The sequence below is a fragment of the Achromobacter sp. 1012554356 genome, assembly GCF_059760815.1.
Map to the genome: position 1 here is coordinate 26206 of NZ_JCBANC010000005.1, position 25832 is coordinate 52037.

General features: G+C 66.2%; 23 protein-coding genes. 8 read left to right on the plus strand and 15 right to left on the minus strand.

Annotation, left to right across the window (positions count from 1 at the left end; genetic code table 11):
* Nucleotides 1-62: 62 nt before the first annotated feature.
* Both AC6LJW_RS03555 and AC6LJW_RS03560 read left to right on the plus strand, forming a co-directional pair.
* Nucleotides 63-854, plus strand: coding sequence for a MetQ/NlpA family ABC transporter substrate-binding protein (locus tag AC6LJW_RS03555; protein ID WP_498086560.1), 792 nt, complete (start codon nucleotides 63-65; stop codon nucleotides 852-854).
* Between the two features lie 97 nt (nucleotides 855-951).
* A complete protein-coding gene (locus tag AC6LJW_RS03560) occupies nucleotides 952-1407 on the plus strand; it encodes an Lrp/AsnC family transcriptional regulator (RefSeq protein WP_056561122.1) in 456 nt (151 codons plus the stop codon).
* Nucleotides 1408-1453: 46 nt separating this feature from the next.
* Here AC6LJW_RS03560 and AC6LJW_RS03565 read toward each other — a convergent pair whose 3' ends face one another.
* The 8 genes from AC6LJW_RS03565 to AC6LJW_RS03600 form a co-directional block, all read right to left on the minus strand.
* Complete coding sequence (locus AC6LJW_RS03565) at nucleotides 1454-2623, minus strand: metallophosphoesterase (RefSeq protein WP_056561125.1); 1170 nt, start codon at nucleotides 2621-2623, stop codon at nucleotides 1454-1456.
* Between the two features lie 135 nt (nucleotides 2624-2758).
* The gene (locus AC6LJW_RS03570; protein WP_498086515.1) at nucleotides 2759-4000 is read right to left on the minus strand and encodes an alpha-hydroxy acid oxidase; all 1242 of its coding nucleotides are present in this window, start codon (nucleotides 3998-4000) and stop codon (nucleotides 2759-2761) included.
* A gap of 107 nt (nucleotides 4001-4107) precedes the next feature.
* The gene (gene asd / locus AC6LJW_RS03575; RefSeq protein ID WP_056561132.1) at nucleotides 4108-4977 is read right to left on the minus strand and encodes an archaetidylserine decarboxylase; all 870 of its coding nucleotides are present in this window, start codon (nucleotides 4975-4977) and stop codon (nucleotides 4108-4110) included.
* Nucleotides 4978-5112: 135 nt separating this feature from the next.
* A complete protein-coding gene (locus AC6LJW_RS03580; RefSeq protein ID WP_056561135.1) occupies nucleotides 5113-6744 on the minus strand; it encodes an ATP-binding cassette domain-containing protein in 1632 nt (543 codons plus the stop codon).
* A 241-nt stretch (nucleotides 6745-6985) separates the two neighbouring features.
* The gene (locus AC6LJW_RS03585) at nucleotides 6986-7855 is read right to left on the minus strand and encodes an HpcH/HpaI aldolase/citrate lyase family protein (protein WP_498086516.1); all 870 of its coding nucleotides are present in this window, start codon (nucleotides 7853-7855) and stop codon (nucleotides 6986-6988) included.
* A 10-nt stretch (nucleotides 7856-7865) separates the two neighbouring features.
* Nucleotides 7866-8588, minus strand: a complete 723-nt coding sequence (locus AC6LJW_RS03590) for a response regulator transcription factor (protein ID WP_427986981.1) — start codon at nucleotides 8586-8588, stop codon at nucleotides 7866-7868.
* A 318-nt stretch (nucleotides 8589-8906) separates the two neighbouring features.
* Nucleotides 8907-9401 carry a hypothetical protein gene (locus AC6LJW_RS03595; RefSeq protein ID WP_056561145.1) on the minus strand — a complete coding sequence of 165 codons (495 nt, stop codon included), beginning with the start codon at nucleotides 9399-9401 and terminating at the stop codon, nucleotides 8907-8909.
* A gap of 116 nt (nucleotides 9402-9517) precedes the next feature.
* Complete coding sequence (locus AC6LJW_RS03600) at nucleotides 9518-10651, minus strand: 3-deoxy-7-phosphoheptulonate synthase (RefSeq protein ID WP_498086517.1); 1134 nt, start codon at nucleotides 10649-10651, stop codon at nucleotides 9518-9520.
* Nucleotides 10652-10930: 279 nt separating this feature from the next.
* On the opposite strand from AC6LJW_RS03600, the gene AC6LJW_RS03605 reads away from it, so the two are divergent.
* Nucleotides 10931-12115 (plus strand): EAL domain-containing response regulator, encoded by a 1185-nt coding sequence (locus AC6LJW_RS03605; protein WP_498086518.1) that lies wholly within the window; start codon nucleotides 10931-10933, stop codon nucleotides 12113-12115.
* Nucleotides 12116-12132: 17 nt separating this feature from the next.
* Here AC6LJW_RS03605 and AC6LJW_RS03610 read toward each other — a convergent pair whose 3' ends face one another.
* Both AC6LJW_RS03610 and AC6LJW_RS03615 read right to left on the minus strand, forming a co-directional pair.
* A complete protein-coding gene (locus AC6LJW_RS03610) occupies nucleotides 12133-13779 on the minus strand; it encodes a mucoidy inhibitor MuiA family protein (protein WP_498086519.1) in 1647 nt (548 codons plus the stop codon).
* 149 nt (nucleotides 13780-13928) lie between these two features.
* Nucleotides 13929-14828 carry a LysR family transcriptional regulator gene (locus AC6LJW_RS03615; RefSeq protein ID WP_056561155.1) on the minus strand — a complete coding sequence of 300 codons (900 nt, stop codon included), beginning with the start codon at nucleotides 14826-14828 and terminating at the stop codon, nucleotides 13929-13931.
* Between the two features lie 104 nt (nucleotides 14829-14932).
* Here AC6LJW_RS03615 and AC6LJW_RS03620 point away from each other — a divergent pair, with 104 nt between their 5' ends.
* The 3 genes from AC6LJW_RS03620 to AC6LJW_RS03630 all read left to right on the plus strand — a co-directional run bounded on the left by AC6LJW_RS03620 (nucleotide 14933) and on the right by AC6LJW_RS03630 (nucleotide 19804).
* On the plus strand, nucleotides 14933-16213 hold the full coding sequence (locus AC6LJW_RS03620; RefSeq protein ID WP_498086520.1) for an MFS transporter: 1281 nt from the start codon (nucleotides 14933-14935) through the stop codon (nucleotides 16211-16213).
* 99 nt (nucleotides 16214-16312) lie between these two features.
* Nucleotides 16313-19309, plus strand: a complete 2997-nt coding sequence (locus tag AC6LJW_RS03625; RefSeq protein ID WP_056561161.1) for a PAS domain S-box protein — start codon at nucleotides 16313-16315, stop codon at nucleotides 19307-19309.
* Nucleotides 19310-19438: 129 nt separating this feature from the next.
* A complete protein-coding gene (locus AC6LJW_RS03630) occupies nucleotides 19439-19804 on the plus strand; it encodes a hypothetical protein (protein WP_056561164.1) in 366 nt (121 codons plus the stop codon).
* Nucleotides 19805-20035: 231 nt separating this feature from the next.
* Here AC6LJW_RS03630 and AC6LJW_RS03635 read toward each other — a convergent pair whose 3' ends face one another.
* Nucleotides 20036-21478 carry an RNA polymerase factor sigma-54 gene (locus AC6LJW_RS03635; RefSeq protein ID WP_498086521.1) on the minus strand — a complete coding sequence of 481 codons (1443 nt, stop codon included), beginning with the start codon at nucleotides 21476-21478 and terminating at the stop codon, nucleotides 20036-20038.
* A gap of 157 nt (nucleotides 21479-21635) precedes the next feature.
* Nucleotides 21636-22556: a sigma-54 interaction domain-containing protein gene (locus tag AC6LJW_RS03640; RefSeq protein WP_056566476.1), complete on the minus strand. Its 921-nt coding sequence runs from the start codon at nucleotides 22554-22556 to the stop codon at nucleotides 21636-21638.
* A gap of 257 nt (nucleotides 22557-22813) precedes the next feature.
* On the opposite strand from AC6LJW_RS03640, the gene AC6LJW_RS03645 reads away from it, so the two are divergent.
* Nucleotides 22814-24199 (plus strand): sigma-54-dependent transcriptional regulator, encoded by a 1386-nt coding sequence (locus AC6LJW_RS03645; protein ID WP_498086522.1) that lies wholly within the window; start codon nucleotides 22814-22816, stop codon nucleotides 24197-24199.
* 6 nt (nucleotides 24200-24205) lie between these two features.
* Here AC6LJW_RS03645 and AC6LJW_RS03650 read toward each other — a convergent pair whose 3' ends face one another.
* Complete coding sequence (locus AC6LJW_RS03650) at nucleotides 24206-24580, minus strand: hypothetical protein (RefSeq protein ID WP_056561170.1); 375 nt, start codon at nucleotides 24578-24580, stop codon at nucleotides 24206-24208.
* A gap of 151 nt (nucleotides 24581-24731) precedes the next feature.
* On the opposite strand from AC6LJW_RS03650, the gene AC6LJW_RS03655 reads away from it, so the two are divergent.
* Nucleotides 24732-24947, plus strand: coding sequence for a hypothetical protein (locus AC6LJW_RS03655; protein ID WP_498086523.1), 216 nt, complete (start codon nucleotides 24732-24734; stop codon nucleotides 24945-24947).
* Nucleotides 24948-25043: 96 nt separating this feature from the next.
* Here AC6LJW_RS03655 and AC6LJW_RS03660 read toward each other — a convergent pair whose 3' ends face one another.
* Both AC6LJW_RS03660 and AC6LJW_RS03665 read right to left on the minus strand, forming a co-directional pair.
* Nucleotides 25044-25388, minus strand: coding sequence for a DUF378 domain-containing protein (locus AC6LJW_RS03660; protein WP_082578806.1), 345 nt, complete (start codon nucleotides 25386-25388; stop codon nucleotides 25044-25046).
* 61 nt (nucleotides 25389-25449) lie between these two features.
* Entirely contained in the window at nucleotides 25450-25716 is a 267-nt protein-coding gene (locus AC6LJW_RS03665; RefSeq protein WP_056561174.1) for a hypothetical protein, read from the minus strand.
* Nucleotides 25717-25832 lie beyond the last annotated feature (116 nt).

The window sequence follows — 25832 nt, forward strand, 5'->3', positions numbered from 1 at the left end:
CGTCCGGCGTTCCGATTCTGTGGATGGCTGACATGCTTGTGCACCAATTGCTTAACAAACTGATGCGCGGCGCCGCGGTGGCGGCGCTGGGATTGGCGGTGGTTGCGCCGGCAGGGGCGCAGGAACAGCCCCTGCGCATCGGCGTGATTGCCAGCGTGGCCAACGAAGCCACCGAACTGGCGATTGCCCAGGCCAAGCAGCAGGGATTGGACGTCAAGCTGGTGGAATTCAATGATTGGGTGCTGCCCAACATTGCCGTGGCCGACGGCTCGGTGGACGCCAACTTCTTTCAGCATGCGCCGTTTCTAGAGCTCTTCAACCAGCGGCGCGGCGCCAACCTGCAGCCGATTGCGTACGGCTATTCGACCACCATCGGGCTGTTTTCCAAGAAGCTGAAGAAGGGCGACCCGGTGCCCGAGGGCGCGACCATCGCGGTGCCGAACGACCCGGTCAACACCGGCCGCGCCTTGCTGCTTTTGCAGTCGATGGGGCTGATTACGCTCAAGCCGGGCGTTGCCCATCAGGCCAGCCTGCAGGACGTGGTGGCCAATCCCAAGAAGCTCAAATTCGTCCAGATCGAAGGCTCGCAGTCGGCCCGCACGTTCGATGATGTGACGGCGTCGGTCACCTACACGACGTTCGCCAAGCAGGCGGGGCTGAACGAAAAGGATGGGCTGGCCTTCGACAATACCGATCCGGACAGCATCCGGCGCTACGCCATCCGCTGGGTGGCCAAGCCCGAGAAGGCGCAGGACCCGCGCCTCTTGAAGTTCATTGCCATCTATCAGAACTCGCCCGAAGTGAAGGCGACGCTCAAGCGGCTGTATGGCGATCTGATTTCGTTTCCCTGGTAGGGCGTTAACCGGTCGGCAATCGGAATAAAATCAGGGTTTGCCCCGACAAACTCTTCTTATCAAAGGCCGGCCGCGCTGCGTGCCGAACCTGATTCCAATGTCTGACCTCGATGACCGCGACCGGAAACTCTTGACGCTGCTGGCCGACGACGCCACGCCCAGCTATGCGGAGCTGGGCAAACAGCTCAACCTGTCGGCGCCCGCGGTGCACGAGCGGGTCAAGCGGCTCAAGCGCGACGGGCTCATCAAGGGCATCGCCGCCAAGCTCGATGGCGCAAAGATGGGCCGGCCGCTGCTGGCCTTCGTGCATGTGGACACGATCAACTGGACGATCACTCAGCAGGTGCTGGGCCTGGCCGAGTTGAACGAGGTCGAGGAGATTCACACCATTACCGGCAAGAGCGCCATGCTGCTGAAGGTGCGCGTGCGCGATACCCAGGCGCTGGAACTGCTGCTGGCGCGCATCCACCAGATCGAAGGCATCTCCAACACGACCAGCGATATCGCGCTGACCAGTTATCTGGAGCGCGGGCCGCTGCCTGAGGCCGCCTGATCGCAGGCCGCCTGATCGCAGGCCGCCTGAACGGCAGCCCCGCGGTTCAACGGGCAGGGGCGGCGCGCAGCCGCAGGCGCGTGATTTCCGACGGCGCCCACAAGCGCTTGGGCGGGCCCCAATAGCCGGTGCCGCGGCTCGTGTAGACCCACATCTGTCCCAGCCGATGCAGCCCCGCCGTAAACGGTTGCTGAAACCGGACGAAGAATCCCCACGGAAAGAACTGCCCGCCATGCGTATGGCCGGAGAGCTGCAGCGTGTAGCCGGCCGGCTCGGCCGCCGCCGCGCTGCGCGGCTGATGGGCCAGCAGGATGCGCGGAAAGGCGTCGGCCGGCGCGCCGGCCAGCGCCGCGCGCGGATTGCTGCGTTGCTGCGGGTCGAAGGCGCCGGCGCTGAAGTCCGTGACGCCGGCCACCACCACCGGCAGCCCCGACGGATGGATCACGGCATGCTCGTTCAAGAGAACGCGCAGCCCAAGGCGGCGGAATTCCGTAATCCACGGGCCCGCGCCCGAATAGTATTCGTGGTTGCCGGTGACCAGATACACGCCGAACGGCGCGCGCAGATCGCCCAACGGACGGGCTTGCGCGGCAAGCTGCTCGACGCTGCCGTCCACCACATCGCCCGTGATGGCGATCATGTCGGGCAACTGGTCGTTGACCGCGTCGACAATGGCTTGCACATAGCGGCGCTTGATGGTCGGGCCGACATGGATGTCGCTGATCTGCACGATGGAAAAGCCGTCCAGGTCTTGCGGCAGGCCGGCGATCGGCACGTCCACGTCGACCACGCGGGCGCGGCGCCGCGCGTTGTAGAACCCCGCCAGCGTGCCGGCCAGCGCAAGCCCGATGACCGTCCACGCGCTGGCGCGCCGCAGGGCGATCCACGGCAGATCGGCGCCTGCTGCCAGATTGCCCAGCCACAGCAGCAGCATGAGCGCGTCGCGCAGCACGGTCAGCACAAAGAGCGACGAGAACAGTCCCATGGCCAGCAGACCGACCCAGGCGATGCGGTCGCCCCACGGCGGGTTGACGGAGGACCGCGCCAGCATGCCCATCGGGATCAGCACGCACGAAAGCACCAGAAAGAGGATGGCGGCGGCAGTGCCTTCACCGCCAAGCAGCAGGTCGGGGATCAGGCGGGCGCCGACGTACACATGGGCGAGGGCGCCCAGGGTCAGAAAGCGCAGGAAGAATGAAGATTGGCGCAGGGACACGGCGGCGGGCGGGCGCGCCGTAGCCGACGCGCAGGGAATCAGGGAACCGCCATTCTATGCTCCGCCGGCGCCTGGACTGATAAACGCAGCGCTGCGCGTCCGCCTGGCGCAGCACCACCGCCTGGCGCGGGACCCTCAGACCGGCAGCTCGCCTTCCCGGCAGATCAGGCTGGCGTCCATCTCGTCAAGGCGGTTGATGCCCAGCATGGCCATGTTGCGATCGACCTCGGCGCGCAGCAGCCCGATGGCATGCGCCACGCCTTGCTGGCCGCCCACCGCCGCGGCGTAGTTGAAGGGACGGCCCACAAACACGCAGCGCGCGCCCAGGGCCAGCGCCTTGAGCACATCGCCGCCGCGCCGCACGCCGCTGTCCATCATCACCGTCATCGCACCGGCCTGGGCGACCACGCCCGGCAACGCGCGCAGCGGCGAGATCGCGCCGTCGAGCTGGCGCGCGCCGTGATTGGACACGATGATGCCGTCCGCGCCATGCTGCCGCGCCAGTGCGGCGTCGCGTGGATGCAGGATGCCCTTGATGACGAGCGTGCCCGGCCATTGCCGGCGGATGTGCGCCACGTGTTCCCAACTGAGATGGTCGCGCGCCGAGAAGTCGCGCAGCACCGACGCGGAGACGATGGGTGCGCCGCGCGTGGCGAAGGAATTCTCGAAGTGCGGCATGCCATGCGCCAGCAGCGTGCGCAGGAACGTGCCGGCCAGCCAGCGCGGGCGTGCCAGTCCGTCCAGGGCCAGGCGCAGGCTGGGCTTGAGCGGCGTCGAGAATCCGGTGCGTACGTTGTTCTCGCGGTTGGCGGACACGGGGATGTCCACGGTCAGCACCAGGGTCTCAAAGCCCGCGCGGCGCGCGCGTTCGATCAGCGCATCGATCTTGGCGGGGTCGCCGGGCAGGTACGCCTGGAACCAGGTGCCGGGCGCTTCGGCGATGACGGCTTCGAGCGGGATCAGCGACGTCCCGCTCAGGATCGCGGGCACGTTCTGCTCGCGCGCCGCGCGGGCCAGCACGATATCGCCGCGGTAGGCCGACAGCGCGCTGATGCCCATGGGCGCGATGCCGAAGGGCGACGCGTAGGTGCGGCCAAACAGGTCGGTCTGCTGCGTGCGGCGGGACACATCCACCAGCACCCGCGGGGTGAACGCGTACTGCGCGAAGGCCTCGCGGTTGCCGTTGAGCGATTGGTTGTCTTCGGCTGCGCCGGCGATGTAGCCGAAGATCGGACGTGGCAGCCGGCGGCGCGCCGCGGCTTCGAAATCGTCCAGGGACAGCATGCGCCCAAGCGCGCGGGGCAGCTTGGCGGCGGCGCCAGGGGTGACGACGGGGGTGGCGTCAGGGGATGCGGCGGGCAGGGCGGTGGTAGTCATGGCGGGCCGGTAAAAGCCCGTAATCTAGCAACGCCTGTTGAACGCAGAAAGCGAATAAAACAGAAGCAGCCCGTTCGCTTGCGGCGAACAGGCTGCGATACGGAGGTCTAGGCCTGCGTGGGCAGCGCCAACAGCTCACCCATGCGCACCGGGCCCAGCACCGAGGGCGTGTCGGCCCAGCGGATCTTGTCCGGTCCGAACAGGACGATGGCCGTGGAACCCAGCTTGAACCGGCCCATCTCGGCGCCCTTTTCAAGAAAGATGGGGGCGCGGGCGGCGGCGTCGTAGCGCACGGATTTGACCCGGCGCTTGAACGGCGTCACCAGACCGGCCCACACGGTTTCGATGGACGCCACGATCATCGCGCCCACCAGCACGACGGCCATGGGACCGTGTTCGGTGTCGAAGATGCAGACGACACGTTCGTTGCGCGCGAACAGGCGCGGCACGTTGCGGGCGGTCAGCGGATTGACGGAAAACAGGCGCCCGGGTACGTGGACCATTTCGCGCAGCGTGCCGGCGACGGGCATGTGGACGCGGTGATAGTCCTTGGGCGACAGGTAGATGGTGGCAAACTGGCCGCCCTGGAACGGCGCGGCGCGTTCGGTGTCGCCGCCGAGCAGGTCGGCGAGCCCGTAGCTGTGGCCCTTGGCCTGGAAGATGCGGCCTTGTTCGATGGCGCCCATCTGGCTGATGGCGCCATCGGCCGGACACACCACCGAGCCCGGTTCTTCATCCAGCGGCCGCGCGCCGTCTTTCAGCGCACGCGTGAAGAAGTCATTGAAGCAGTCGTAGGCCAACGGGTCTTCTTGCAGCGCCTCGCTCATGTTCACGCCGTACTTGCGGACGAAACGCGAGATCATCCAGTTCTTCACCGCGGGTTCGCGGCAGTCCGATGCGTATCCGAAGAAGCGCGACACCAGGTGGTGCGGCGCGAGATACTGGCTGGCAAGAAATAGTTGGTCTTTGATAGGCATCTATGGCGCTAAAAAACGCGTCCCGCATACAGCGGGACGTGGTTGATGGTTGCCGCGCGGGCCAGGTCGACGCTGGAGTCCGGCAATTCGCCGCGATTGTAACGCGGTTGGACGCGCGCGGCGCGCAAAAACGCGTCAGGCCGCCTTGGCCGCCAGCTTGGTCTTGTAGAGCCAATCCTTGTAGTCGTCCAGGTCGCCGTCGAACGGGTTGACCTTGCCATCGGCGACGATGATGAACTGGTCGGTGGTGGCGCGCAGCAGGTGACGGTCGTGCGATACCAGCACCAGCGTGCCCTCGAACTGCGCCAGCGCATCCGTCAGCGCCTCGCGCGTTTCCAGATCCAGGTGGTTGGTCGGCTCGTCCAGCAGCAGCAGATTGGGGCGTTGCCACACGATCAGCGCCAGCGCCAGCCGCGCCTTTTCTCCGCCAGAAAACGGCGCGATCGAGCTGGTAGCCATGGCGCCGTTGAAATTGAAGCTGCCCAGGAAGTTGCGCAGTTCCTGTTCGCGCACGGTCGGCGCGATCTTGGTCATGTGCCAAAGCGGCGATTCGTCGTGGCGCAGCATTTCGACCTGATGCTGGGCGAAGTAGCCGATGGACAGTCCCTTGTTGAACTGCGTGTCGCCGGCCAGCGACTCGATCTCGCCCGCGATGGTCTTGATGAAGGTCGACTTGCCCGCGCCGTTGATGCCCAAGAGGCCGATGCGCTGGCCCGCCTGCAGCGAGAAGTTGATACCCGACACGATGATCTTGTCGGACACGGCTTCCGTGACCTCGTCCTCGATGCGATAACCCGCGCTGACCTTGTCCATCGTGAGCAGCGGATTGGGCGCGCGCAGCGGCTCGCGGAATTCGAACGAGAATTCGGCGGCAGCGCGCAGCGGCGCGACTTCTTCCATGCGCGCCAGGGCCTTGATCCGGCTCTGCGCCTGGCGTGCCTTGCTGGCCTGCGCCTTGAAACGGTCGATGAACGATTGCAGGTGCGCGCGCTGGCGCATCTGCTTTTCCATCATGCCCTGCGCCAATTCAAGCTGGGCGGCGCGCTGGCGTTCGAAGGACGAATAATGGCCCGAGTAACGCTTGAGCTTGCGCTCGTCGATGTGGACGATGACGTTGACCACGCCGTCCAGGAAATCGCGGTCATGCGAGATGACGATGAGCGTGCCCGGATAACGCTTGAGCCAATCTTCCAGCCAGATGATCGCGTCCAGGTCCAAGTGGTTGGTGGGTTCGTCCAGCAGCAGCAGATCGGACGGGCACATCAGCGCCTGGGCCAGGTTCAGGCGCATGCGCCAGCCGCCCGAAAAGCTGGTGAGCGGCAGGTGCATCTGCGCCTGCGTGAAGCCCAGGCCGGTCAAGAGCTGCTCGGCGCGCGAGTGGACCGTGTAGGCGTCGGCGTCGGCCAGCGCCGCATAGATCTCGCCCATGCGCAGACCGTTCTCCGCGCTTTCCGGTTCGGCTTCCAGCGCGGCCAGTTCCGCTTCCAGCTTGCGCAGCGTGGTGTCGCCGTCAATGGCGTACTCGATGGCTGGGCGGTCGAGCGCGGGCGTTTCCTGCGCGACGTGGGCCACGCGCCAGGATGCGGGATAGTCGAGGTCGCCCTGGTCGGCGTGCAGCGTGCCGCGCAAGAGGCCGAACAGACTCGACTTGCCCGCGCCATTGGCGCCGATGAGGCCGATCTTGTCGCCGGGATTCAGAAGCAGGTCGACCTTGTCGAGCAACGGCTTGACGCCGCGCATGAGTGAAACTTGTTGGAAACGGATCATGGATGTAGGGCTGGATGGCGCGGTGCGCGCGCGGCAAGGCACCCGCGAAGGGCGCGGTGCGGGAAAGCGGAAACCGGGGCGGGATGGCGCGCGCAACGTGCGCGCCGGCGCGAGGAGGATCGGATGAAAGCGAACCCCATCCGAACGAAGGGGGGGATTGTACTCGGCCGGACAGGTCCGGGCGGGGAGCTTCGGCCGGACAGGTCCGGGCGCGGAGCTTCGGCCAGGAAGCTCCGCCTCCCTATGGCGCCTGAATCGCCGCAGCCAGGGCCAGCACGCGTTCGGCCTCGCTTGCGTGCAGGTTCTCCACCAATGCCCCGTCGACCACCGCCACGCCCTTGCCCTCGGCCTGCGCGGCTTGCCACGCGTCCAGGCGCTTGCGCGCCGTGTCGAGTTCTTCAGGCGTCGGCGCAAAGGCCGCATTCGCGGCGGCGATCTGGCGGGGATGGATCAGCGTCTTGCCATCAAAGCCCTGGTCGCGTCCTTGCCGGCAGGTGTCCTGCAGGCCCGCGTCATCGTTCAGGTCCAGATGCACGCCGTCCAGCACGGCGAGGCCGTGCGCCCGCGCCGCCATCACGGCCAGCGAGCGCGCCAGCAGGGTCTCATTGCGCGAGGGCGTGTGGCGGGCATGCAGGTCCTTCACCAGATCCGACGTGCCAACGACGATGGCGGCCAGCCGCGGGTGGCCGCCGGCGATGGCATCGAGCCGTAAAAAGCCCAACGGCGTCTCCGCCATGGCCCACAGTGGCAGGTCCGCGGGCGCGCCGGCCGCATCGAGCGCCTGCGCCAGCGCCGCCAACTGGGCGGGGGTCTCGACCTTGGGCAACAGCACGGCATCGGCGCCGGCCTGTGCGATGGCGCGCACGTCGTCGAGTCCCCAGGGCGTGTCCAAGGCGTTGACGCGCACGATGCACTCGCGCCGTCCGTAGCCGCCTTCGCGCAGCGCGGCGGCGACCTGGCCGCGGGCCTGCGCCTTGGCGTCGGGCGCCACCGCATCTTCCAGGTCGAGGATCAGCACGTCCGCATCGAGCGTACGCGCCTTGTCCAATGCACGCGCATTGGCGCCGGGCATGTAGAGAACGGAACGGCGGGGGCGGATAGGGGCATTCATGCGGGCGGTCTCAGAGTTTGGGCAAGCTGCCAACTATGGTGACGGGCGTGGTGCAGACGTAGCCCACGCCATAGACGGTGCGGATGCCCAGGTCGCCGCCGGCCAGCTCGCGCAGCTTGCGCCGCAACCGGTGCATGTGGGCGTCCAGCCGGTGCGTGTCGTAGGCCTCGGCGCTGGCGCCCAGGGCTTCAACGAGGCGGGCGCGCGACAGCGGCAGCGGCGCCGCCTGGATCAGCGCGCCGATCAGGCGGCTTTCGGTGTCGGTGATGTCGACGCTGACCTGGCTGGGCGAGGTCAGCGTGCGGCGCGCGGGGTCGAAGCGCCAGGCGTCCGATTGCGCGTCCTCGGCGTTGGCGGCCGGCACGACGCGCAGGCGCCGCGATAGCGCCACGAGCGTGGCGCCCAGCTCGGCCAGGTTGACGGGCTTGGTCAGGTAGTGGTCGGCGCCCAGGCTCAGCCCCGACACCTTGTCTTCGCTCAGCAGCCGTCCGGTGAGCATGATGATGCCCATGGACGGATAGGTGGTGCGCAGATGCGACACGCGCGCCAGCCCGTCGCCGTCCGGCAGCATGGCGTCCAGCACAAGGATCGCGGGCGTGACGGTGAGCAACAGCTTGTCCAGCTCGGCCAGCGAGCCCGCAGTGAGGATGGCTTTGTCCAGGCCCAGGTCCTGGATGTACTCGGCGATGGAATCGCGCCAATCCCCGTGGTCGTCGACGACGATGATCGTCACGGCGCGGCGCGCTCTCGCGGTCCTTGGGCGAACAGGTGTGTTCTCGTCATGCTGTGAATTCTTTGAGGGCCGCGTTCGCGCGGAAAATCGGGGGACGACGTTATGCGTATCTGATCTGCGTGCGCGCAGAATATCATTCCCGCCGATGCGGCGGCGCGGCATGGATCAAGGATGTGATCCAAGCGATGGGCAAAAATCGATTGGTCAAAAATTGCGCAGCCCGATGCGCATCGCCCGAAAGGCCATCAGCCGGGCGTTTCGGTTTTTCTTATCCACAAATTCTGTGGATAAGAAAAACCAGCCCGGATACCGTCCCACCTACGAAGGGAGTAATTCCACCGGCACGCCATCGGGCACTTTGCGCATCCGATCGCGCTCAATCCGGGCCGGCGCAAAGCGCGTTTTGCGCGCAGCAGCATTTTGCAGCAGCACTGACAGCACCGAACCCTTATCCTGGATCCATCGCGTCTTGCCACGCAGCAGCTTGGCCGCGTTCTCCGCGGTGCCCAGCCGGTACGACATGGCGTTGATCTCGATCGAGGACTTGCCGTTGAACAGCGACTCGTCGATCTCGGTGATGGCGGCCGCGTCCAGGTTGTTGCTTTCGTGGTCGATACGGTAGACGTACTTCAGGCTATGGAAGGGGTCTTCCACGACGATGAGTTTTTCCGACCCGGACACGTCGGACATCATGCCGATCACGCGCGACTCGACCATCTGGTTGCCGCGTTGTTCTTCGGTGTAAATGAAAATGCTGTGCCGCACGGGGGCGGACTGGGCCGGCGCGGCCCCTACAAGGCGAGAACGATCCATACCTGAACGAAAAGAAGCGGGGAGGGGGCGCAAAGGCCCCCGGAGATGCGCATGATACCAATTGTTTCAGGTGCGTGCTGTAACAACTGACGTTGGCGGCCCCCGCCTGCGGGAAATCAGGCGTGCGTGGCCAGCTTTTCGCGGCGCTGGCGGACGGCAAGGGCCAGGGCGGCAAGCACGGGCTCGGTCTGCGTCCAGCCCAGGCAGGCATCTGTGATGGAAACGCCGTGACGCAGCGGCTCGCCGGGCTTGAGGTCCTGGCGGCCTTCTTCAAGATGGCTTTCGATCATGACGCCCGTGATGCGGCTGTCGCCTTGGGCCAGCTGGGCGGCGATGTCGTTGGCCACGTCGATCTGGCGCAGGTGCGACTTGTTGGAGTTGGCGTGCGAGCAGTCGATCATGACCTGTTCGCGCTGGCCTGCCTTGCGCAGGGCGTCGCAACAGGCTTGCACGCTGGCGGCGTCGTAGTTCGGGCCTTGCTTGCCGCCGCGCAGGATCACGTGGGTGTCCTGGTTGCCGCGGGTTTCGAAGATGGCTGCCATGCCCATCTTGGTCATGCCCATGAACGCGTGCTTGGCGCTGGCGGCGACCATCGCGTCGGCAGCGATCTGCACGCCGCCGTCGGTGCCGTTCTTGAAGCCCAGCGGGCAGCTCAGGCCGGAGCTCAACTGGCGGTGGCTGGGGCTTTCCGTGGTGCGCGCGCCGATGGCGCCCCACGCGATCAGGTCGGCGATGTATTGCGGGCTGAGCAGGTCGAGGAATTCCGTGGCGATGGGCAGACCCAGGCCGCCGATGTCGAGCAGCAACTCGCGGGCGCGGCGCAGGCCTTCGTTGATGCGGAAACTGCCGTCCAGGCGCGGGTCGTTGATGTAGCCCTTCCAGCCGACGGTGGTGCGGGGCTTCTCGAAGTACACGCGCATGACGATCAGCAGGTCCTTCTTGTGCTCGTCGGCGGCGATGCGCAGCTTGCGCGCGTATTCCATCGCTTGCGCGTGGTCGTGAATGGAGCACGGGCCCACCACCAGCACCAGCCGGTCGTCGCGGCCATGCAGCACGTCGGCGATCTGCGCGCGGCTTTGCTCGACGAGGTTCTGGATGCTGGCCGACACCGGCAGTTCATCCTGCAGCAGCGCGGGCGAAATCAGCGGGCGCACGGCGCTGATGCGGGTGTCGTCGGTGCGCGTGTTGTCCTGGGTGGCGTCGGCGGCGCCGACCTCGCGGTCGTGCAGGGGATCGTCAATGCGGGTCAAGGGAAGCTCCGTGCCGGTAAATGCGGGAAAGTCCGCCATTATCGCACCCGCGGACGGTGGAGGCGGATGGGTGGTCTCGGCAAGCGAATTAACCCGTTATCGATAAAGACATGTTTTGCGTGGATGCCTTAGCATTGATTCACGCTCTCAGTTGGCCGGCGCAACCGGCTCGCGGCAGGCGCAGGCGGGGGCCGTGTGCGGCTTCTTTCCGTGTGTACAGGTCCAGGACGGTCAGCAATGCCAAAACCCGATGCCGGAGCGTCCCGACGGATTCTTCTCGTGGAAGATCACCCTGTCGAACGCGCCTACCTGCAGAACATGCTGCTGGCGTTGGGCTACCGCCGCGTGGCGGGCTTGGCAAGCAGCATCGAGGCGGTCGGCGCGATCACGCGTCAGTACCACGATGTGTTGATCAGCGACATCGTGATGGGCGAAGGCGACGGCACGCGCCTGCCCAACGATCTGCGCCGGCTGGTGGATGCGGGGCGTCTGAAAAGCATGCCGCCCATCATCTGGATCAGCAGCCTCAGCGACGAGCTGCTGCAGTCGCATGTCCGGCTGGCCCTGCAGGCCGGCTGCCCGTCGGCGCAGGCGCTGTCCAAGCCCGTGTCGCGCCTGGCGATGCAGCAGGCCATCAAGAATGCGCTGCACAGCATCGACGACGAATCCGCGTCGCCGGACAAACCCAAATCCGTGCGCCGCGAGGTCATGGAAGCGGCGCTGAGCCAGGCGCTGCTTTCCGGCAACGGCATGAGCGTGGTGCTGCAACCCCAGATCAGCCTGTCGACCGGGCGCGTGGTCGCGGCCGAGGCGCTGTCGCGCTGGGTCGACCCCAAGCTGGGCGCCATCTCCGCCGCCGACTTCGTGCCGGCGGCGCATCGGCTGGGCATGGACCGCATGCTGTTCAGCCGGGTCACCGACCGCGTGCTGAGCGTGCTACGCCAGATGCAGGACCTGGACATCGCCGTGCCGATCGCGATCAACGCCTCGGCGTCCACGCTGTGCTCGCGCGACCTGCCGGGCTTGCTGGAACAGAAGGTGGGGCAGGCGGGTCTGCCTGCCCGGCTGATCAAGGTCGAGCTTACTGAGGACGAGCCGGTGAACGACTGGCTGGCGCTGTCGTCGACATTGAACCTGTTGCGGGTGCGGGGTTTTGAATTGGCGATGGACGATTTCGGCGCGGGCATTGCGTCGATGCGCCTCTTTTCGGCCATGCCGTTCAACGAATTGAAGATAGACCGCGACTTCATCGTGCATATGCACCGCGAGCCCGCCTCGCGCGCCGTGGTGGCCGCAGCGATTGAAATGGGGCGGGTGCTGGGCCGGCGCGTGGTGGCCGAAGGCGTCGAGCAGGAGCGCGATGTGCAACTCCTGAGCGAACTGGGCTGCGATGTGGCGCAGGGCTACGGCATTTCCGTGCCCCTGGAACCCGATGCGTTCATCGAGTTCTGCCGCACGCACTGAGGGTCATGGGTTGAACGTCACAGACCGAACACGGCGATGTCACCCGGATAGTCGACCGAGAACTTCAGCACGGTCTCGCGCGACTTGCCCGGCTCCAGTTCCCATTCCCACACCAGCTTGCCGTCTTCTTCCCGCTTGATGTCGCGCTCGGACGGCGACAGCAGCTTGACCACGATTTTCTCGTTGCGCGAAATGGGCAGGCGGTCCGTGAAGGACACCTGTTCCTTCGTGGCCTTGTTGTTCTTGACGGTGATCTTGTACTCGTAGGTGACGCGCTTGCCGCTACCCGAAAATCCGGTGCTTTCGGTGTAGCGGTTCACCAGTTGGCGCTTGATGGAGATGCCATCGTCGGCGCCGAGGGCCAGTTCCAGTTTTTCGCCGGGCATCACCGCCTTCATGGCGCCCGACGCCACGAAGGCATCGTCCAGGAAGGTATTGAGCGGTCCCGCCAGGAAGGGAAAGTCGGTGTTGTTGCTGGCTTGCGCCGTCAGGTAGACGGTCTCGCGAAGACCCGGCGTGGATTGGTATTGCAAGGCGGCGGGCAGTTTGGCCGTGGCAATGGCGACGCGCTGCGTGGTGTTGTCCGACAGCAGCGTGGCGGGATTCTTGATCTGGAACGACGCACTGGTCGCGGCGTTCTGGACCTGGGCGGTCGAGACCTCGATGACTTCGGCCTCCGGCTCGGGCAGCACGGCGCTGTCTTCCATTGCGCTGGCGCGCGGCGCGCGCTTGGCATGCATCTCGGCCTGCACGGCGGCGGGAGCGGGCGCGGCGACGGGACGGGGCGGCGGGGGTGGCGCGGCCACGTCGATGATCCATGGGCGCAGCGTGGGCGCGCCGCCGCCCAGCGACGGCCGGGCGGTGGACAGCGTCAGCTTCACGTTCTTCCAGTCTTCGCCCGTGTTCTGGCGGATGACGCCAAAGTAGCCCAGATCGACATTGCGATCGGCCGGGCGCAGCCGTGCATCGTAGGCAGGCGTCCAGCGCGCGCCGGCCACTGCGTATGACAGCGCCAGATCCAGCTTGCCCGCCCGCGCCATGTTGACCCGCAACGTTACGGTCTTGGTGCGGCGGCCCGATTCGCCGCGTACCAGGCCAAGCTGGGTCTGCAGCGCCGTCATTTCGCGCTCCAGCTCGGTCTTCTGTTCGGCCACGCGCCGCAGGCCCGCCAGCGTGGTGGCCAGCGACTCGGCGCTGAGCGTCTGGATCGCCTTCAGTTCGTCCAGCGTGAGACGGGCGCCGTCCTTGGCCGGCTCCGTGGCCCCGCGCTGCATCATCAGGATGAGTTCGCGCTGGTTGTCCAGCACCGCAGCTTCGTCGTCCAGCGCGGCCTGGCGGCTGACCAGCTTGTCGATCTGCGCCTCGATCTGCCTTACGCGTTCGTTCGCGGTCGCGGCCTGATAGACGTCGCTGACCTTGACGTCGAGCAGCGTGGCCTGGCCGGTGCTCTTGGCGGACACCTGCAACGAGTTTTCCTGCAGCGACGCCGGCAGGTTTTCCAGCACCAGCTCGTGTTCGCCCGCGGCAAGCTCGCTGTTGGCGGCGCGGGTGACGACGGCGCGGTCCTGGTAGACGGTGACGGCGCCAATGGAGGAGGGCAGCGCGGCGGCGGCAGCCAGGCCAGGAATCGTTGAAAAAGCCAGGGCCAGAAGGGTACGTCTCACGGGAGCACCTTTATAAAGTTGAGCGCGGCTGACACCGCGTCTCCCACGGGGACGCATCGCCGGCAAGGGCGTGAGTCTAGCCCCGGCGCCGCCGGGACGGTTTACAGAAAATGACAAACGCGACAGGCGGATACGGGCTGCTGCGGGCCTTACTCGCGTTCGGGATGTGCCAGCCGGCGCAGCATGCCGACGGCGTTTTCCGCGGCCACCGATCGGTCATGGCGGCGATAGGCCATGTCCAGCAGCGCGTGCGGCGCATCGCCCTTGATTGGGCGGTACTCGATGCCTTGCGCGCCCATGTGGCGCATGGCGGCAGGCACGATGGAAATGCCCACGCCCGCCGCCACCAGGCTGACGATGGATGCCATCTGCGGCGCCTCCTGGATGACGCGCGGCGCGAACCCTGCACGCTGGCAGGCGGACTGGATGGCGTCGTACAGGCCCGCGCCGATGGGCCGGGGATAGAGGACAAAGTCCTCCTCGGCCAACGCCGAGATGGGGATGGCGCGCTTGCGGCTGAGCGGATGGTCGGGTGGCAGGGCGATCAGCATCGGCTCGTCCAGCACGCGTTCGGATTCGAATTCGGCGTCCAGGACGTAGGGCGGGCGCACGAAGGCGACATCCACCTCGCCGGCGCGCAGCCCGCGCAGCAGCGTGACGGTATTGCTTTCGGTCAGTGTGATGCGCACGTCCGGATAGCGGTCGCGGAAGGCGCGGATGGCGCGGGGCAAATAGGGGTGGAATACAGCCGACGCCGTAAAGCCGACCGTGATGGCGCCACGTTCGCCGCGGCCCAGCCGCCGTGCCATATCGACGGCGCGGTCCGCGCTGGCCAGGATGGCGCGCGCGTCGTCCAGGAACTGGGCGCCGGCCTCGGTCAGCGCAATGCCCCGTGGCAGGCGCAGGAACAGCGGCGTGCCGATCTCGCGCTCGAGTTGCTGGATCTGCTGGCTGAGCGGCGGTTGGCCGATGCCAAGGCGGGCGGCCGCGCGCGTGAAGTGCAGTTCTTCGGCGACGGCGGTGAAGTAACGCAGGTGGCGCAATTCCATCGTTTTTAAATATGAGCTAGTCCGGTTTCATATATTGGACATATGCAGGGGAAAAGTCTACTTTGTCTTCACGGGCTCATGCCCGGCGTTTTTCGAGAATCCTGATGTCTACCCCTTCTGCAAGTCCCGCCACGAAACCCGGCGCCCCGGCGCCCGATTATCTGGCGCGCGGCACGCCGGGGCTGCGCCGCGCCCAGTGGGCACTCTTCGCCGCCGGCTTTTCCACCTTTTCCCTGCTGTATTGCGTGCAGCCGCTGATGCCGTTGTTCACCCACGCGTTCAACGTATCGCCGGCCCAGAGCAGCCTGGTGCTGTCGCTGTGCACAGGGTTGCTGGCCATCGCCATCTTCTTCGTGGGCCTGTTTTCCGCCGCCTTGCCGCGCAAACGCGTCATGGCGTGGTCGCTGTTCGCGTCTGCCGTCCTCGGCACCATCGCGGCCGTCGCGCCGGACTGGCAAAGCCTCTTGGCGCTGCGTGCCCTGCAAGGCGTGGCGATGGGCGGGGTGCCAGCAGTGGCCATGGCCTACCTGGCTGAAGAGGTCGAGCCCGGCACGCTGGGCTTCGCGATGGGGCTGTACATCAGCGGCAGCGCGTTTGGCGGGCTGTCGGGGCGGGTCATAACCGGCCTGGTGTCCGACCATTTCGGATGGCGCGCGGCGATGGGCACGCTGGGACTGCTGGGCATCGTCGCGGCCATGCTGTTCGTGTGGCTCCTGCCGGCCTCGCGCCGCTTTACGCCGCGCCGCGGCCAGGGATGGGCGGGCGTCTGGGCGGATGTGCGCGAAGGCGCCAGCGCGCACCTGAAGAATGGGCCGCTGTGCGCGCTGTTCGCCATGGGCGGGCTGCTGATGGGGGCGTTCGTCGCGGTCTACAACTACGTGGGCTTTCGCCTGCTGCTGCCGCCGTTTTCGCTCAGCCAGACCTTCATCGGGTTCATCTTTGTCGTTTACCTGGTGGGCATCTTCGCCTCGACCTGGTTCGGCCGTCTGGCCGACCGGCACGGGCGCGGCGCGATGCTGGCCGCGGGCGCGGGCCTGGCGCTGGCGGGCTTGCTGCTGACGCTCTCCAATTCGCTACCCGTGCTGATCGCCGGGATCGTCGTCTTCACCTTCGGCTTTTTCGCGGCGCACGCCGTGGCTAGCGGCTGGGTCGGACAGATGGCGCGTGGCTACAAGGCGCTGGCCGCCTCGTTCTACCTGCTGGTCTATTACGTGGGATCAAGCGTGCTCGGGGCGCTCGGCGGCCAATTCTGGACGGCCGGCGGTTGGCACGGCGTGGCCGCGATGGCGGGTGGACTGCTGGCCGCTGCACTGGTGATCAGCGCGGGCCTTGCGTGGCGCACGGGACGGCGGCATTCCACGGCCGGCGTCGCCGGTCCCGCCTGATCGCGCCCTTTTTCCCCAGGAAGGGTAGCGTCGCGTTACGGAGGGTTGCGCCACGTGTGCTTCTATCGCGATACATTCTGTATTGCGATAGGGGGAACCATGCTGACCAAGCAAGACCGCGTGTCCCTGCCATGGACCGACACGCTAGCTCGTCTTGAAGACGAACGCATCATGCTGGAGCGCATTGCTGCCGGCGTACCGATCCGGCAGGTGCTGGAGCACGTGCTGCACGCCATCGAGGCGCAGTCGAGCGTGACGCTGCGCGCGTCCATCGCGCTGGTGGACGACGCAGGGACCGAATTGCGGCATGGCGCCGCGCCCAGCCTGCCGGACGCGTTCAATGCCGCCGTGGATCGGGTGGCCATTGGGCCGATGGCTGCCTCGTGGGGCGCCGCGGCGCACTCGCGCACGCCCGTCTACACGGACGACATCGCCAACGATCCGCGGTGGGCGCGGTGGCGCGACCTTGCCTTGGCCAATGGCCTGCGCGCATGTTGGTCCACGCCAATCAAGGCGCCTGACGGGCGGCTGCTGGGCGTGTTCTCCAATTACTACGACGAAAGCCGGCTGCCGTCCGCGCAGGATATCGACGCGATCGCAATGGTCACGCGCAGCGCGGCGCTGGCAATCGAACGGCATCTGCTGGACGTCGCGCTGCGCCGCAGCGGCGAACGCTGGCGCGCGATGTTCGACGGCATGCAGGAAGCCTTTTTCCTGGCCGAAGCCCTGCGCGGCGAGGATGGCCGTATCGCGGACTTCCGCTTTCTAGAGGTCAACCCCGCTTTTGAACGCCAGAGCGGCATGCGCGAAGGCGATACGCTGGGCCACACGCTGCGGGAGATGATTCCCGGGGTGCCCAGTCAGATCCTGGATACGTTCGCGCAAGTCGTGGAAACGGGCGAGCCTACCCAGTTCGAGTTCGCGGTGCCGGCGCCCAAGGATGCCTGGTATGAGGCGCGGGCCCGCAAGGAAGGCCCCGATCGCGTGATGGCACTGTTTCTTGACGTCACCGCGCGCAAGGCCGCCGAGACCGAGCTGTGGGAAGGCCAGCATCGCAAGAATTTCCTGCTGGCGCTTGGCGACCGCATGCGTGAACTGCATCTGCAGCCTGCAATCGAGGAGACCGCCTGCGCGGGACTGGGCCAGCATCTGTCGCTGGGACTGGTTGCGGTCCTGGATTGGGCCGGTGATGGCGCGGCGCCGGTGGTGTCGACGAGCTGGCGGTCCGAGACCGACCTGGCGAGCCAGGACGCCCTGGCCACGCAAGAGCTGGGAGAAGATTTCGTTGAAGCGGTGCGCAAGGGGCGCACGACCTATTTGCAGCCGCTGGTGGCGCAAGAGGGCGGCGACATCCGCCCGTCGGCCATCGTCGTGCCGATGCGCCGCTGGGCGCGGCAAGGCGGTGCGCTGTTGGTCCGCCCCTTGTCGAGCAGCCGGCTCAAGCCCGCGGATCTGGCGTTTATCGAGGAAGTCGCCGAACGGATGTGCGACGCCGTCGAGCGCTCGCAGTATGCGCGCATGCTGGAGCAGCGTGTCGAACACGCCATCGCCGAGCGCGACCGCATCTGGCGGATGTCTCCCGAGCTGCTGGCCGTGATCGACGGCCGGCGCCGGTTCGCCAGCGTGAATCCCGCCGTGCAATCCATTCTGGGATGGAGTCCCGATCAGTTCCTGTCGATGGGACTGGCCGAACTGATCCACCCGGATGACCTGGACGCCACGCGCGCCGCCTGGTCGCATCAGGGGCAGGCGGAGGGCGGGCAGCCCGCCCGCCACCTGGAAAACCGGGTCCTGCGCCGCGAGGGCGGCTACAGCTGGATCACGTGGAGCATGTCGTGGTCGCAGGACAGCCTGTACGTGGCGGGGCGGGACGATTCGGACTTGAAGGCGCAGGCCGAGGCGCTGGCCGACACCGAGAACGCGTTGCGCCAGGCGCAAAAAATGGAAGCGGTGGGACGCCTGACCGGCGGCATCGCGCACGATTTCAACAACATGCTTCAGGGCATCACGGGCGCGCTGTACCTCATTCAGCGCAAGTTGTCGGGCGGCGTGCCTGAACAGGCGCAGCGCTTCATCACGGTGGCCATGGACTCGGCGAACCGCGCGGCGCATCTGACGCAGCGGCTTCTCACTTTTTCGCGGCGCCAGCCGATCGATCCCAAGCCGTTCAGCGTCGAGGGCACGCTGCATTCCATGACGGATCTGTTCCATCGCTATACCGGCGAGGGCGTGAAACTGGTCTTCGATCTGGAGCCGGGCCTGTGGCCCGTCAACTGCGACAAGAACCAGTTCGAGAACGCGATGCTCAACCTGGTGATCAACGCCTGCGACTCGATGCCCAACGGCGGCATTTTGACTGTTGCGGCGGCAAATACGCATCTCGATGCGACGTCGCTGCGCCAGAGCCCGGGCGTCACACCGGGCGCCTTTGTCGAGGTCACTGTGTCGGACGTGGGGTGCGGGATGTCGCCCGATGTGCTGGCGCACGCGTTCGATCCATTTTTCACCACCAAGCCCCTGGGCGAGGGCACGGGGCTGGGCCTGTCCATGACCTATGGCTTCGCCAAGCAGGCGGGCGGCAGCGCCGTGCTGGAAAGCGCGGAGGGCGTCGGGACGTCGGTCCGGCTGTACTTGCCGCGGCATCAGGGCGTGCCGGAAATGGCGGCCGATACGCCGCGTGCGACGGGCACGCAGGCGGCGTCTGCCGGCCAGGCCTTCGTCATCGTCGTGGAAGACGACACGAACGTGCGCGAAATGGTACGCGAGTCGCTGGTCGACATGGGTCTGCACGTGTTGACGGCCGGCGACGGCGAGGCGGGTCTGGAGCTGGTGACGTCCACCCGCAACCTGAGCCTGCTGGTGACTGACGTGGGACTGCCCAACCTGAACGGCCGCCAACTGGCGGACGCGGCGCGCGTGGCGCACCCCGGCCTGCGTGTCCTGCTCATGACGGGCTATGCGGAAAGCGCGGCCAGCGCGGGCGGATTTCTCGAAGACGGGATGGAACTCATCGTCAAGCCGTTCTCGTTGGACGCGCTGGGTGAGCGAGTGCAGCGCATGCTGGAGCAGAGCGCAGGCCCGCAGCGCGCCAAGTAGGGGTCAAGTGTTTCAACGGCAGGTAAAAAATGCCCCGCATGGCGGACTACTTCGGGGGGAGGAGAGGCAGCAGGGGTCAGGCACGGGGCTTGCGACTAGGTCTGGGCATTTCAACCAAGGAGCTCCGCTATGAAACACCGTGCCATGACTTGCGCGTTTGCTTTGATTGCCGGCCTCGCGACTGCCGGCGGCGCCTATGCCCAATCCACGGGCCGCAGCACCCCCCCGACCTCGCCGTCCACGACGCCGAATGACGGGGCTGCCGTGCCGCCGAACACCAAGGTGCCTCCGGGCCAGATTCCTCCTGCCCCGAACGCGGCGCCCAATACGGGCACCACGCCTCCGAACCTGGACAAGAGCGGTCACATGAAGTCCGACAAGAGCCATTCGGAAATGCCCAATCGCAAGCGCGAAGCCAATGACAATGTGCCGAATACCCCGGCCGGCGGCGCCTCGCCTCCTCCGGGATATCCGAACACGGGCGGCAGCAAGTAAGCAGCCCACGCAAAAAGGCTTCCGCGAGGAAGCCTTTTTTTATGGGACGTAGGGGCTGTGGGGTCGGTGTCAGACACCCTTGGGGCGGCTTGGCAACTTGGCGGTTGCGTCTAACGGGTGTCAGACACCTTAGGTCCGAGGTGTCTGACACCCCCTGCGACGCTGTTACGCGCTGACGACGCTGTGCCCGGGGTGTCTGACACCGTCACCGGACGCCAATACCGCCGCGCTTCAATGCTGGCGGCGCAGTTCGGCCGGCGGCACGCGCAGCTGGCCGCGGTACTTGGACACCGTGCGGCGGGCAAGCAGAATGCCGTTGGACGCCAGTTGCTGCGTCAGCGCCACGTCGGAAAGCGGCATGGACGGGTCTTCGGCTTCAACCATTTCCTTGATCAACGCGCGGACTGCCGCGGCGGAACACGAGCCCCCCGATTCCGTGGCGAGCTCGCGCGAGAAGAAGTGGCGGAACTCAAAGACGCCGCGCGGGGTGGTCATGTATTTGCTGACGGTGGCGCGCGACACGGTGGATTCGTGCATGTTCAGGTCGTCGGCCACCTCGCGCAGCATGAGCGGGCGCAGCGCCACTTCGCCGTATTCAAAGAACATCTGCTGGCGCTTCACGATCGCCTCGGCCACCCGCTGGATGGTCGTATAGCGCTGCTCGACATTGCGCACCAGCCAGCGCGCCTCTTGCAGTTCCTGCGCCATGGGGCTGCGGTCGTCCAGCCGCGCGCGGCGGAAAAGGTCGGCGTAGGCGCTGTGCAAGCGCGCGCGCGGCATGGCGCTGCGGTTGGGCAGCACGCGCCAGCGTCCCTGCCATTTGTCGACAAACACATCCGGCACGACGTAGACCGGCGCATCGCCGCTGTAGCGGCCGCCGGGCTTGGGATCCAGGTGCCGGATGAGCGTGCAGGCGTCGCGCAGGTCGTCGTCCGAACACCCCAGCGCGCGGCGCAGGCCGGCGTAATCGTTCTTGCCCAGCCGCTCCAGATGATCCTGCACGATGCGCTGAGCCAGCGCCCGGATGCTTTCGTCTTCGTCGGGCAGCGCCGCCAGTTGCAGCGTCAGGCATTCGCGCAGGTCGCGCGCCGCGATGCCGGGCACATCCAGCTGCTGCACCAGGCGCAGGGCCGCCATCCATTCGCTTTCGTCGGGAATCGGGTTGATATCTTCATCGGCCGCAGTGCAGAGCGTGTCCAGCGGCGAGCGCAGGTAGCCGTCGTCGTCCAGCGCGTCGACGATGAATTCGGCCAGCAGGCGGTCGCGCGGCTGCAGGTGGTAGTTGCCCAGTTCGAAGGACAGGCGATCGCGCATCGACACATTGGCGCAGGCCCATTGGCCGAGGTCGCTGTCCCCGCCGGACGGGGCGTGCGTGGGGTAGTCGCCGGAGTAGGCGGGGGCATCGGGCGGGGGCTCATCCACGTCGGGGCTTTCCGAAGCCGCGACAGGCTCCGGGGCGGACTGTCCATCGGTCTCAGTCATCTCGCCGCGCACGCCAGGCGCGGTCGAAGCCGCCTCGGGCTCCGACTCGTCCGGATCTTCAAGAAAGGGGTTGGTGGCCAGCGCGTGCTGCACGGCCGTCGTGAACTCCAACGCCGACATCTGAAGCAGCTTGACGGATTGTTGCAGACGCGGCGCCAGCGTCATTTGCTGGCGCAGGCGAAGTTCTTGCATCGGGTGGCCCAATCGAGTCTCCTGAAGGGGCAGCCGCCGGAAGGCGGCTCATTCCTCTTCTATACGCAAAGATCGTGCCAGCCTTGTGCGCGGGGCGAAGCCGCGTCGGGAACGCGGCATGCTGGGAGAGTATTACAAAGGGGGTGGTAAGAACTGCTCAGGCGGCCGCGCCGGGTTCGTCCTTTTCATAGACATCCAGGCGGTTGTATAGCGTCTTCAGACTGACGCCGAGCGTCTCGGCAGCCAGCCGTTTGTCGCCCGCATGATGCGCCAGCGTGGCCAGGATGAATTCGCGCTGGGCGCGCCCGAGCGGCATGCCCACGGGGAAGTTCAACGATCCTTCGCGCATCTGGGCCTGGTTGGGGCCTCGGTTGCGCGACAGCAGTTCGGCGTCCAGCTCGGTGTCGGCCATGATGTAGGCGCGCTGGATCACGTTGCGCAGCTCGCGGACGTTGCCCGGCCAGTCGTGCGCCTTGATCGCTTCCAGCATGTGCGGGGAAAACGTCTTTTGCGTGCCGTGCTGGGCATTGAGCGTGTCCAGGAATTGCTTCGCCAGCAGCAGGGCATCGTCGCCGCGCTCGCGCAAGGGCGGTACGCGCAGTGGAATTACGAGCAGGCGGTGCAGGAAATCCTGGCGCAGCCGGCCGTCCGCGACCGAGGCGGCCGGATCCCGGTTGCTGGCACAGATGACACGCACATTGGCGCGCAACACGTCCGTGCCGCCCACGCGCTGATACGTACCCACTTCCAGCACGCGCAGGAAATGCACCTGCATGTCCGGCGGCATTTCCGTGACTTCGTCCAGGAACAAGGTGCCGCCGCTGGCAAACTCGAAATAGCCGGCATTCTGGGATACGGCACCGGTGAAGCTGCCTTTCTCGTGGCCGAATAGTTCCGCATGCGCCAACGATCCGCTGATCGCGCCGCAATTGACCGCCACGAAGGGCTGGTCGCGGCGATCGCTCGCATCGTGGATGGCGCGCGCGACAATTTCCTTACCCGCGCCACTTTCACCGATAATGAACACGCTTGCATCGGTGGCTGCGGCAAGGGAGATCTGACTCCCCAGCTTGCGCATTTGCGGCGACATGCCGCTGGTGTCTGCGAAAACGGAAGTGGGGGAAGGCGCGGTAGCGCGCGTAGCGGTATTTCGACTAGCCATACTTGATCCCTAGTCCCGGAAGCGGGCCTGCAGCTCCATCGTAGAGGGCCGGCTGCCGTCTGATTGCGACGAGTTGCAAGTATTGGAAAACGTTGGTCGAAACGGGCGAATATTTGCGCCGGCCGACCCCATAGTGACTATTCTCACAGTTATAGAAGGGATACGGAGATAGCATGCCTCACCTGCTGATCGTCGATGACGACGATGCGATACGGGAAACACTGGCCGAAATCGGCCGCGATAGCGGGTTTTCGGTGGCCCTGGCGGCCAGCGTCAAGGACGCCCTGATCCAGCTCGAACGGCAAGCGCCGGACCTGGTGCTGACGGACGTCCGGCTGCCGGGTGGCAGCGGCATGGACATCTTCAAGAACGTTGCCGCGAGCAGCGCCGAAGTGGTGGTGATGACCGGCCACGGTACTGTCGACAACGCCGTCCAGGCCTTGCGCCTGGGTGCGACCGACTATCTGGTCAAGCCGATCTGCATGGAGCGCCTGGAGGAAATCCTCAAGCGCATCATGATCAATTCGGGCGGCGAGATGCCCGGCACCCCATTCGAGGAACCGGGCCGTTTTGGCAAGCTGTTTGGCAAGTCTGAACGGATGCAGACGCTATACCGCCAGATCGGGCGCGTGGCGCCCACCACGGTCACCACCTTGCTGATTGGCGAAAGCGGCACCGGCAAGGAACTGGCCGCCCATGCCATCCACGAACTCAGTCCGCGCCGTCAGCGGCCGTTCATCGCGGTCAACTGCGGCGCAATTTCGCCCAACCTGATCGAAAGCGAAATGTTCGGCCACGAGCGCGGCAGCTTTACCGGCGCCGATCGCCAACACAAGGGTTACTTCGAACGCGCGGACGGCGGCACGCTGTTCCTGGACGAAGTCACGGAGATGCCGCTCGACTTGCAGGTCAAGCTGCTGCGCGTGCTGGAGACCGGGCAGTTCATGCGCGTGGGCACCAATCGCGAAATCGCCTGCGACATTCGCGTGGTGGCCGCCACGAACCGAAATCCGGAACAGGCCGTGCAGGAAGGCAAGCTGCGCGAGGACTTGTATTACCGCTTGAGCGTATTCCCCATCGAGCTGCCGGCGCTGCGCGATCGCGGCAGCGACATCCAGTTTCTGGCGCAGCGCTTCCTGCAGACGCTCAACGAAGAGTCCGGCAAGTCCAAGGCGTTTTCGCCTGAGGCGGCCGCGGCGCTCGAGCAATACGAATGGCCGGGCAACGTGCGCGAGTTGAAGAATTTTGTTCGTCGCGCGTTCATCATGGCGGATGGCGACGTGCTGGATCTGGACATGCTGGTGCCACATGTCTCGCCCGGTGGCGAGTCGGCTGGCGGCCAGGTCAGCGTGCCCGTCGGCGAGACGCTGGCCGAGGCCGACCGGCGTCTTATCCTCGCGACGCTTGAACGGTGCAACGGCGTCAAGAAGCAGGCGGCTGCCGTGCTCGGCATCAGTCCCAAGACGCTCTACAACCGTCTGGAGGAATACGCGGCAGCGGGCTATGCGCTGCCGGGCGAGAATCCCCGGACGGGCGGGCCGTCCCGGGAATCCGCTTAAGACCGCTTATTTGTTGTAGCGGGTCTTCAGGTCGGCCATGCAGGCGTCCTTGGCATTACCGGACATGGCATCGCACTTTTCCTTGCCGACTTTATAGTCGGCATCGTTGCGCGTCTTTGCCGCGTCATGCGAGGCCTCGGCCTTTTCCTTCGCGGCCTTGGTGTCTGCCTTGGCCTTGTCGCGCGTGGCTTCGGCCTGTTGCTGGCAGACGTCCTTCTGGTTGCCCTTCATGCCGTCGCATTGCTTCCTGTCCATCTTGTATTGGTTGTCGATCTGATCGTTCGTGCGAACGCCAGCGGTGCCAGTCTGCGCGGAGGCTTGGAACGCGAGGACCGAAAAGCAGAGGGCAAAAGCGGGGCAAATCGTTTTGGACAGCTTCATGACTGACTCCTTTGGAAAGTGGTCCGATAGTTGGCGGACCCGACAGGGGTCAGAGCAAGCGCCGTGCCCAGCGCCTTCAGGCACGGCGCTTGCGCGGGGTACGGCGGCCCGGCCGCCATTCTCGGCTGGGCGCGTTTCAAGGAGAGCATTCATGACGACCCCACACGAACAACAGCCCGGAAAGTCCAAGGCCAACACCCCGAAGGACGACACGGAAGCGTCGAACCAGAGCGGGCAATTCGGGGCTGACAAGCCGACCGATAAGGAAGAGCCGTACAAGCGCGAATCGGACAAGGCGCCGAACACCAAAGGGGCCGAGTATGAAGAGGGCGGCCAGTATCCGGGCAAGCGTCCCGGAGGGAAGTGACGCCGTTGTCCCAGCGCCGGCAGTCCCGGCGGCGCGGTTTCGCGCCGCATAAACGGTACCGGCGGTGCACCCTGCGGGCGCCTTCGTTGAATGCGTTCAGCGGGGCGCTTCGTTCAGGTCATCGGCCAAGCGAAACAGCAGCACGACGCAGTACAACGCGGCGATGCCGATCAGGCCGTAGACGACGCGCGCCGCCGCAGCATGCGGCAGGATTTTTGCGATCACATCCAGATTGACGGCGGCGATCAAGCCGCTGTTCAAACCGCCCGCCACCACGGCGATCAGCGCCGTCCAGTCCAGCGCGGACAGGCTGCACGTGGGGCTGTCGCGGCCATCGTCCGACACTGCCAGGGATACCGGCTGTGGCAACACGTCTGACAAGGGCTCCGGCTCATCGGGACCAGGACCGGCAAACAGCTCCTCGCTACGGGATATTTCCATCGTCTTTCCTCATTGGGGCGGCGCGGGTCGTTCAGGGATCCGCGACGCCGATACGTAGGGGCTAGCCGCCGTTGCGGACCGGGTCGGGCGCATCGCGCGAGATGCCGGCCTCGTCCGCGTCCGTGATGCGATCGGTCGCGACGTCCGCGCCGTCGTCGTCCTCAAAGTCCGGTTCCACGCTTTCGCGTTCGCCGGTGGCCTGGGAATCGCTGTCGGTGTGCCGGCGGTCGAACGGCAGGTCGCTGGCGGAATCCGAGGAGTCACTGGGACCCAGATCGGGTCGGCCGCTGTCGTCGGGGTTCAGATCAGTGTCGGGAATACGGGGCATGGCAATCTCCGGATAGGACGGGGTGCGGATACGGAACGGCGCGAGGACGCCGCATGTGGTCGCGGATTGGCAGCAAGCGCCATGCCGAAGGCGCGGATCAACGGGGCGAGTCGGAC

Bases quoted from the DNA above. Each gene is read 5' to 3' on its own strand.
- AC6LJW_RS03555 (WP_498086560.1), top strand. From the start codon at position 63: ATGCGCGGCGCCGCGGTGGCGGCGCTGGGATTGGCGGTGGTTGCGCCG.
- AC6LJW_RS03560 (WP_056561122.1), top strand. From the start codon at position 952: ATGTCTGACCTCGATGACCGCGACCGGAAACTCTTGACGCTGCTGGCC.
- AC6LJW_RS03570 (WP_498086515.1), bottom strand. From the start codon at position 4,000: ATGACTACCACCGCCCTGCCCGCCGCATCCCCTGACGCCACCCCCGTC.
- asd (WP_056561132.1), bottom strand. From the start codon at position 4,977: ATGCCTATCAAAGACCAACTATTTCTTGCCAGCCAGTATCTCGCGCCG.
- AC6LJW_RS03580 (WP_056561135.1), bottom strand. From the start codon at position 6,744: ATGATCCGTTTCCAACAAGTTTCACTCATGCGCGGCGTCAAGCCGTTG.
- AC6LJW_RS03585 (WP_498086516.1), bottom strand. From the start codon at position 7,855: ATGAATGCCCCTATCCGCCCCCGCCGTTCCGTTCTCTACATGCCCGGC.
- AC6LJW_RS03595 (WP_056561145.1), bottom strand. From the start codon at position 9,401: ATGGATCGTTCTCGCCTTGTAGGGGCCGCGCCGGCCCAGTCCGCCCCC.
- AC6LJW_RS03615 (WP_056561155.1), bottom strand. From the start codon at position 14,828: ATGGAATTGCGCCACCTGCGTTACTTCACCGCCGTCGCCGAAGAACTG.
- AC6LJW_RS03620 (WP_498086520.1), top strand. From the start codon at position 14,933: ATGTCTACCCCTTCTGCAAGTCCCGCCACGAAACCCGGCGCCCCGGCG.
- AC6LJW_RS03625 (WP_056561161.1), top strand. From the start codon at position 16,313: ATGCTGACCAAGCAAGACCGCGTGTCCCTGCCATGGACCGACACGCTA.
- AC6LJW_RS03630 (WP_056561164.1), top strand. From the start codon at position 19,439: ATGAAACACCGTGCCATGACTTGCGCGTTTGCTTTGATTGCCGGCCTC.
- AC6LJW_RS03635 (WP_498086521.1), bottom strand. From the start codon at position 21,478: ATGCAAGAACTTCGCCTGCGCCAGCAAATGACGCTGGCGCCGCGTCTG.
- AC6LJW_RS03640 (WP_056566476.1), bottom strand. From the start codon at position 22,556: ATGCGCAAGCTGGGGAGTCAGATCTCCCTTGCCGCAGCCACCGATGCA.
- AC6LJW_RS03645 (WP_498086522.1), top strand. From the start codon at position 22,814: ATGCCTCACCTGCTGATCGTCGATGACGACGATGCGATACGGGAAACA.
- AC6LJW_RS03650 (WP_056561170.1), bottom strand. From the start codon at position 24,580: ATGAAGCTGTCCAAAACGATTTGCCCCGCTTTTGCCCTCTGCTTTTCG.
- AC6LJW_RS03655 (WP_498086523.1), top strand. From the start codon at position 24,732: ATGACGACCCCACACGAACAACAGCCCGGAAAGTCCAAGGCCAACACC.
- AC6LJW_RS03660 (WP_082578806.1), bottom strand. From the start codon at position 25,388: ATGGAAATATCCCGTAGCGAGGAGCTGTTTGCCGGTCCTGGTCCCGAT.
- AC6LJW_RS03665 (WP_056561174.1), bottom strand. From the start codon at position 25,716: ATGCCCCGTATTCCCGACACTGATCTGAACCCCGACGACAGCGGCCGA.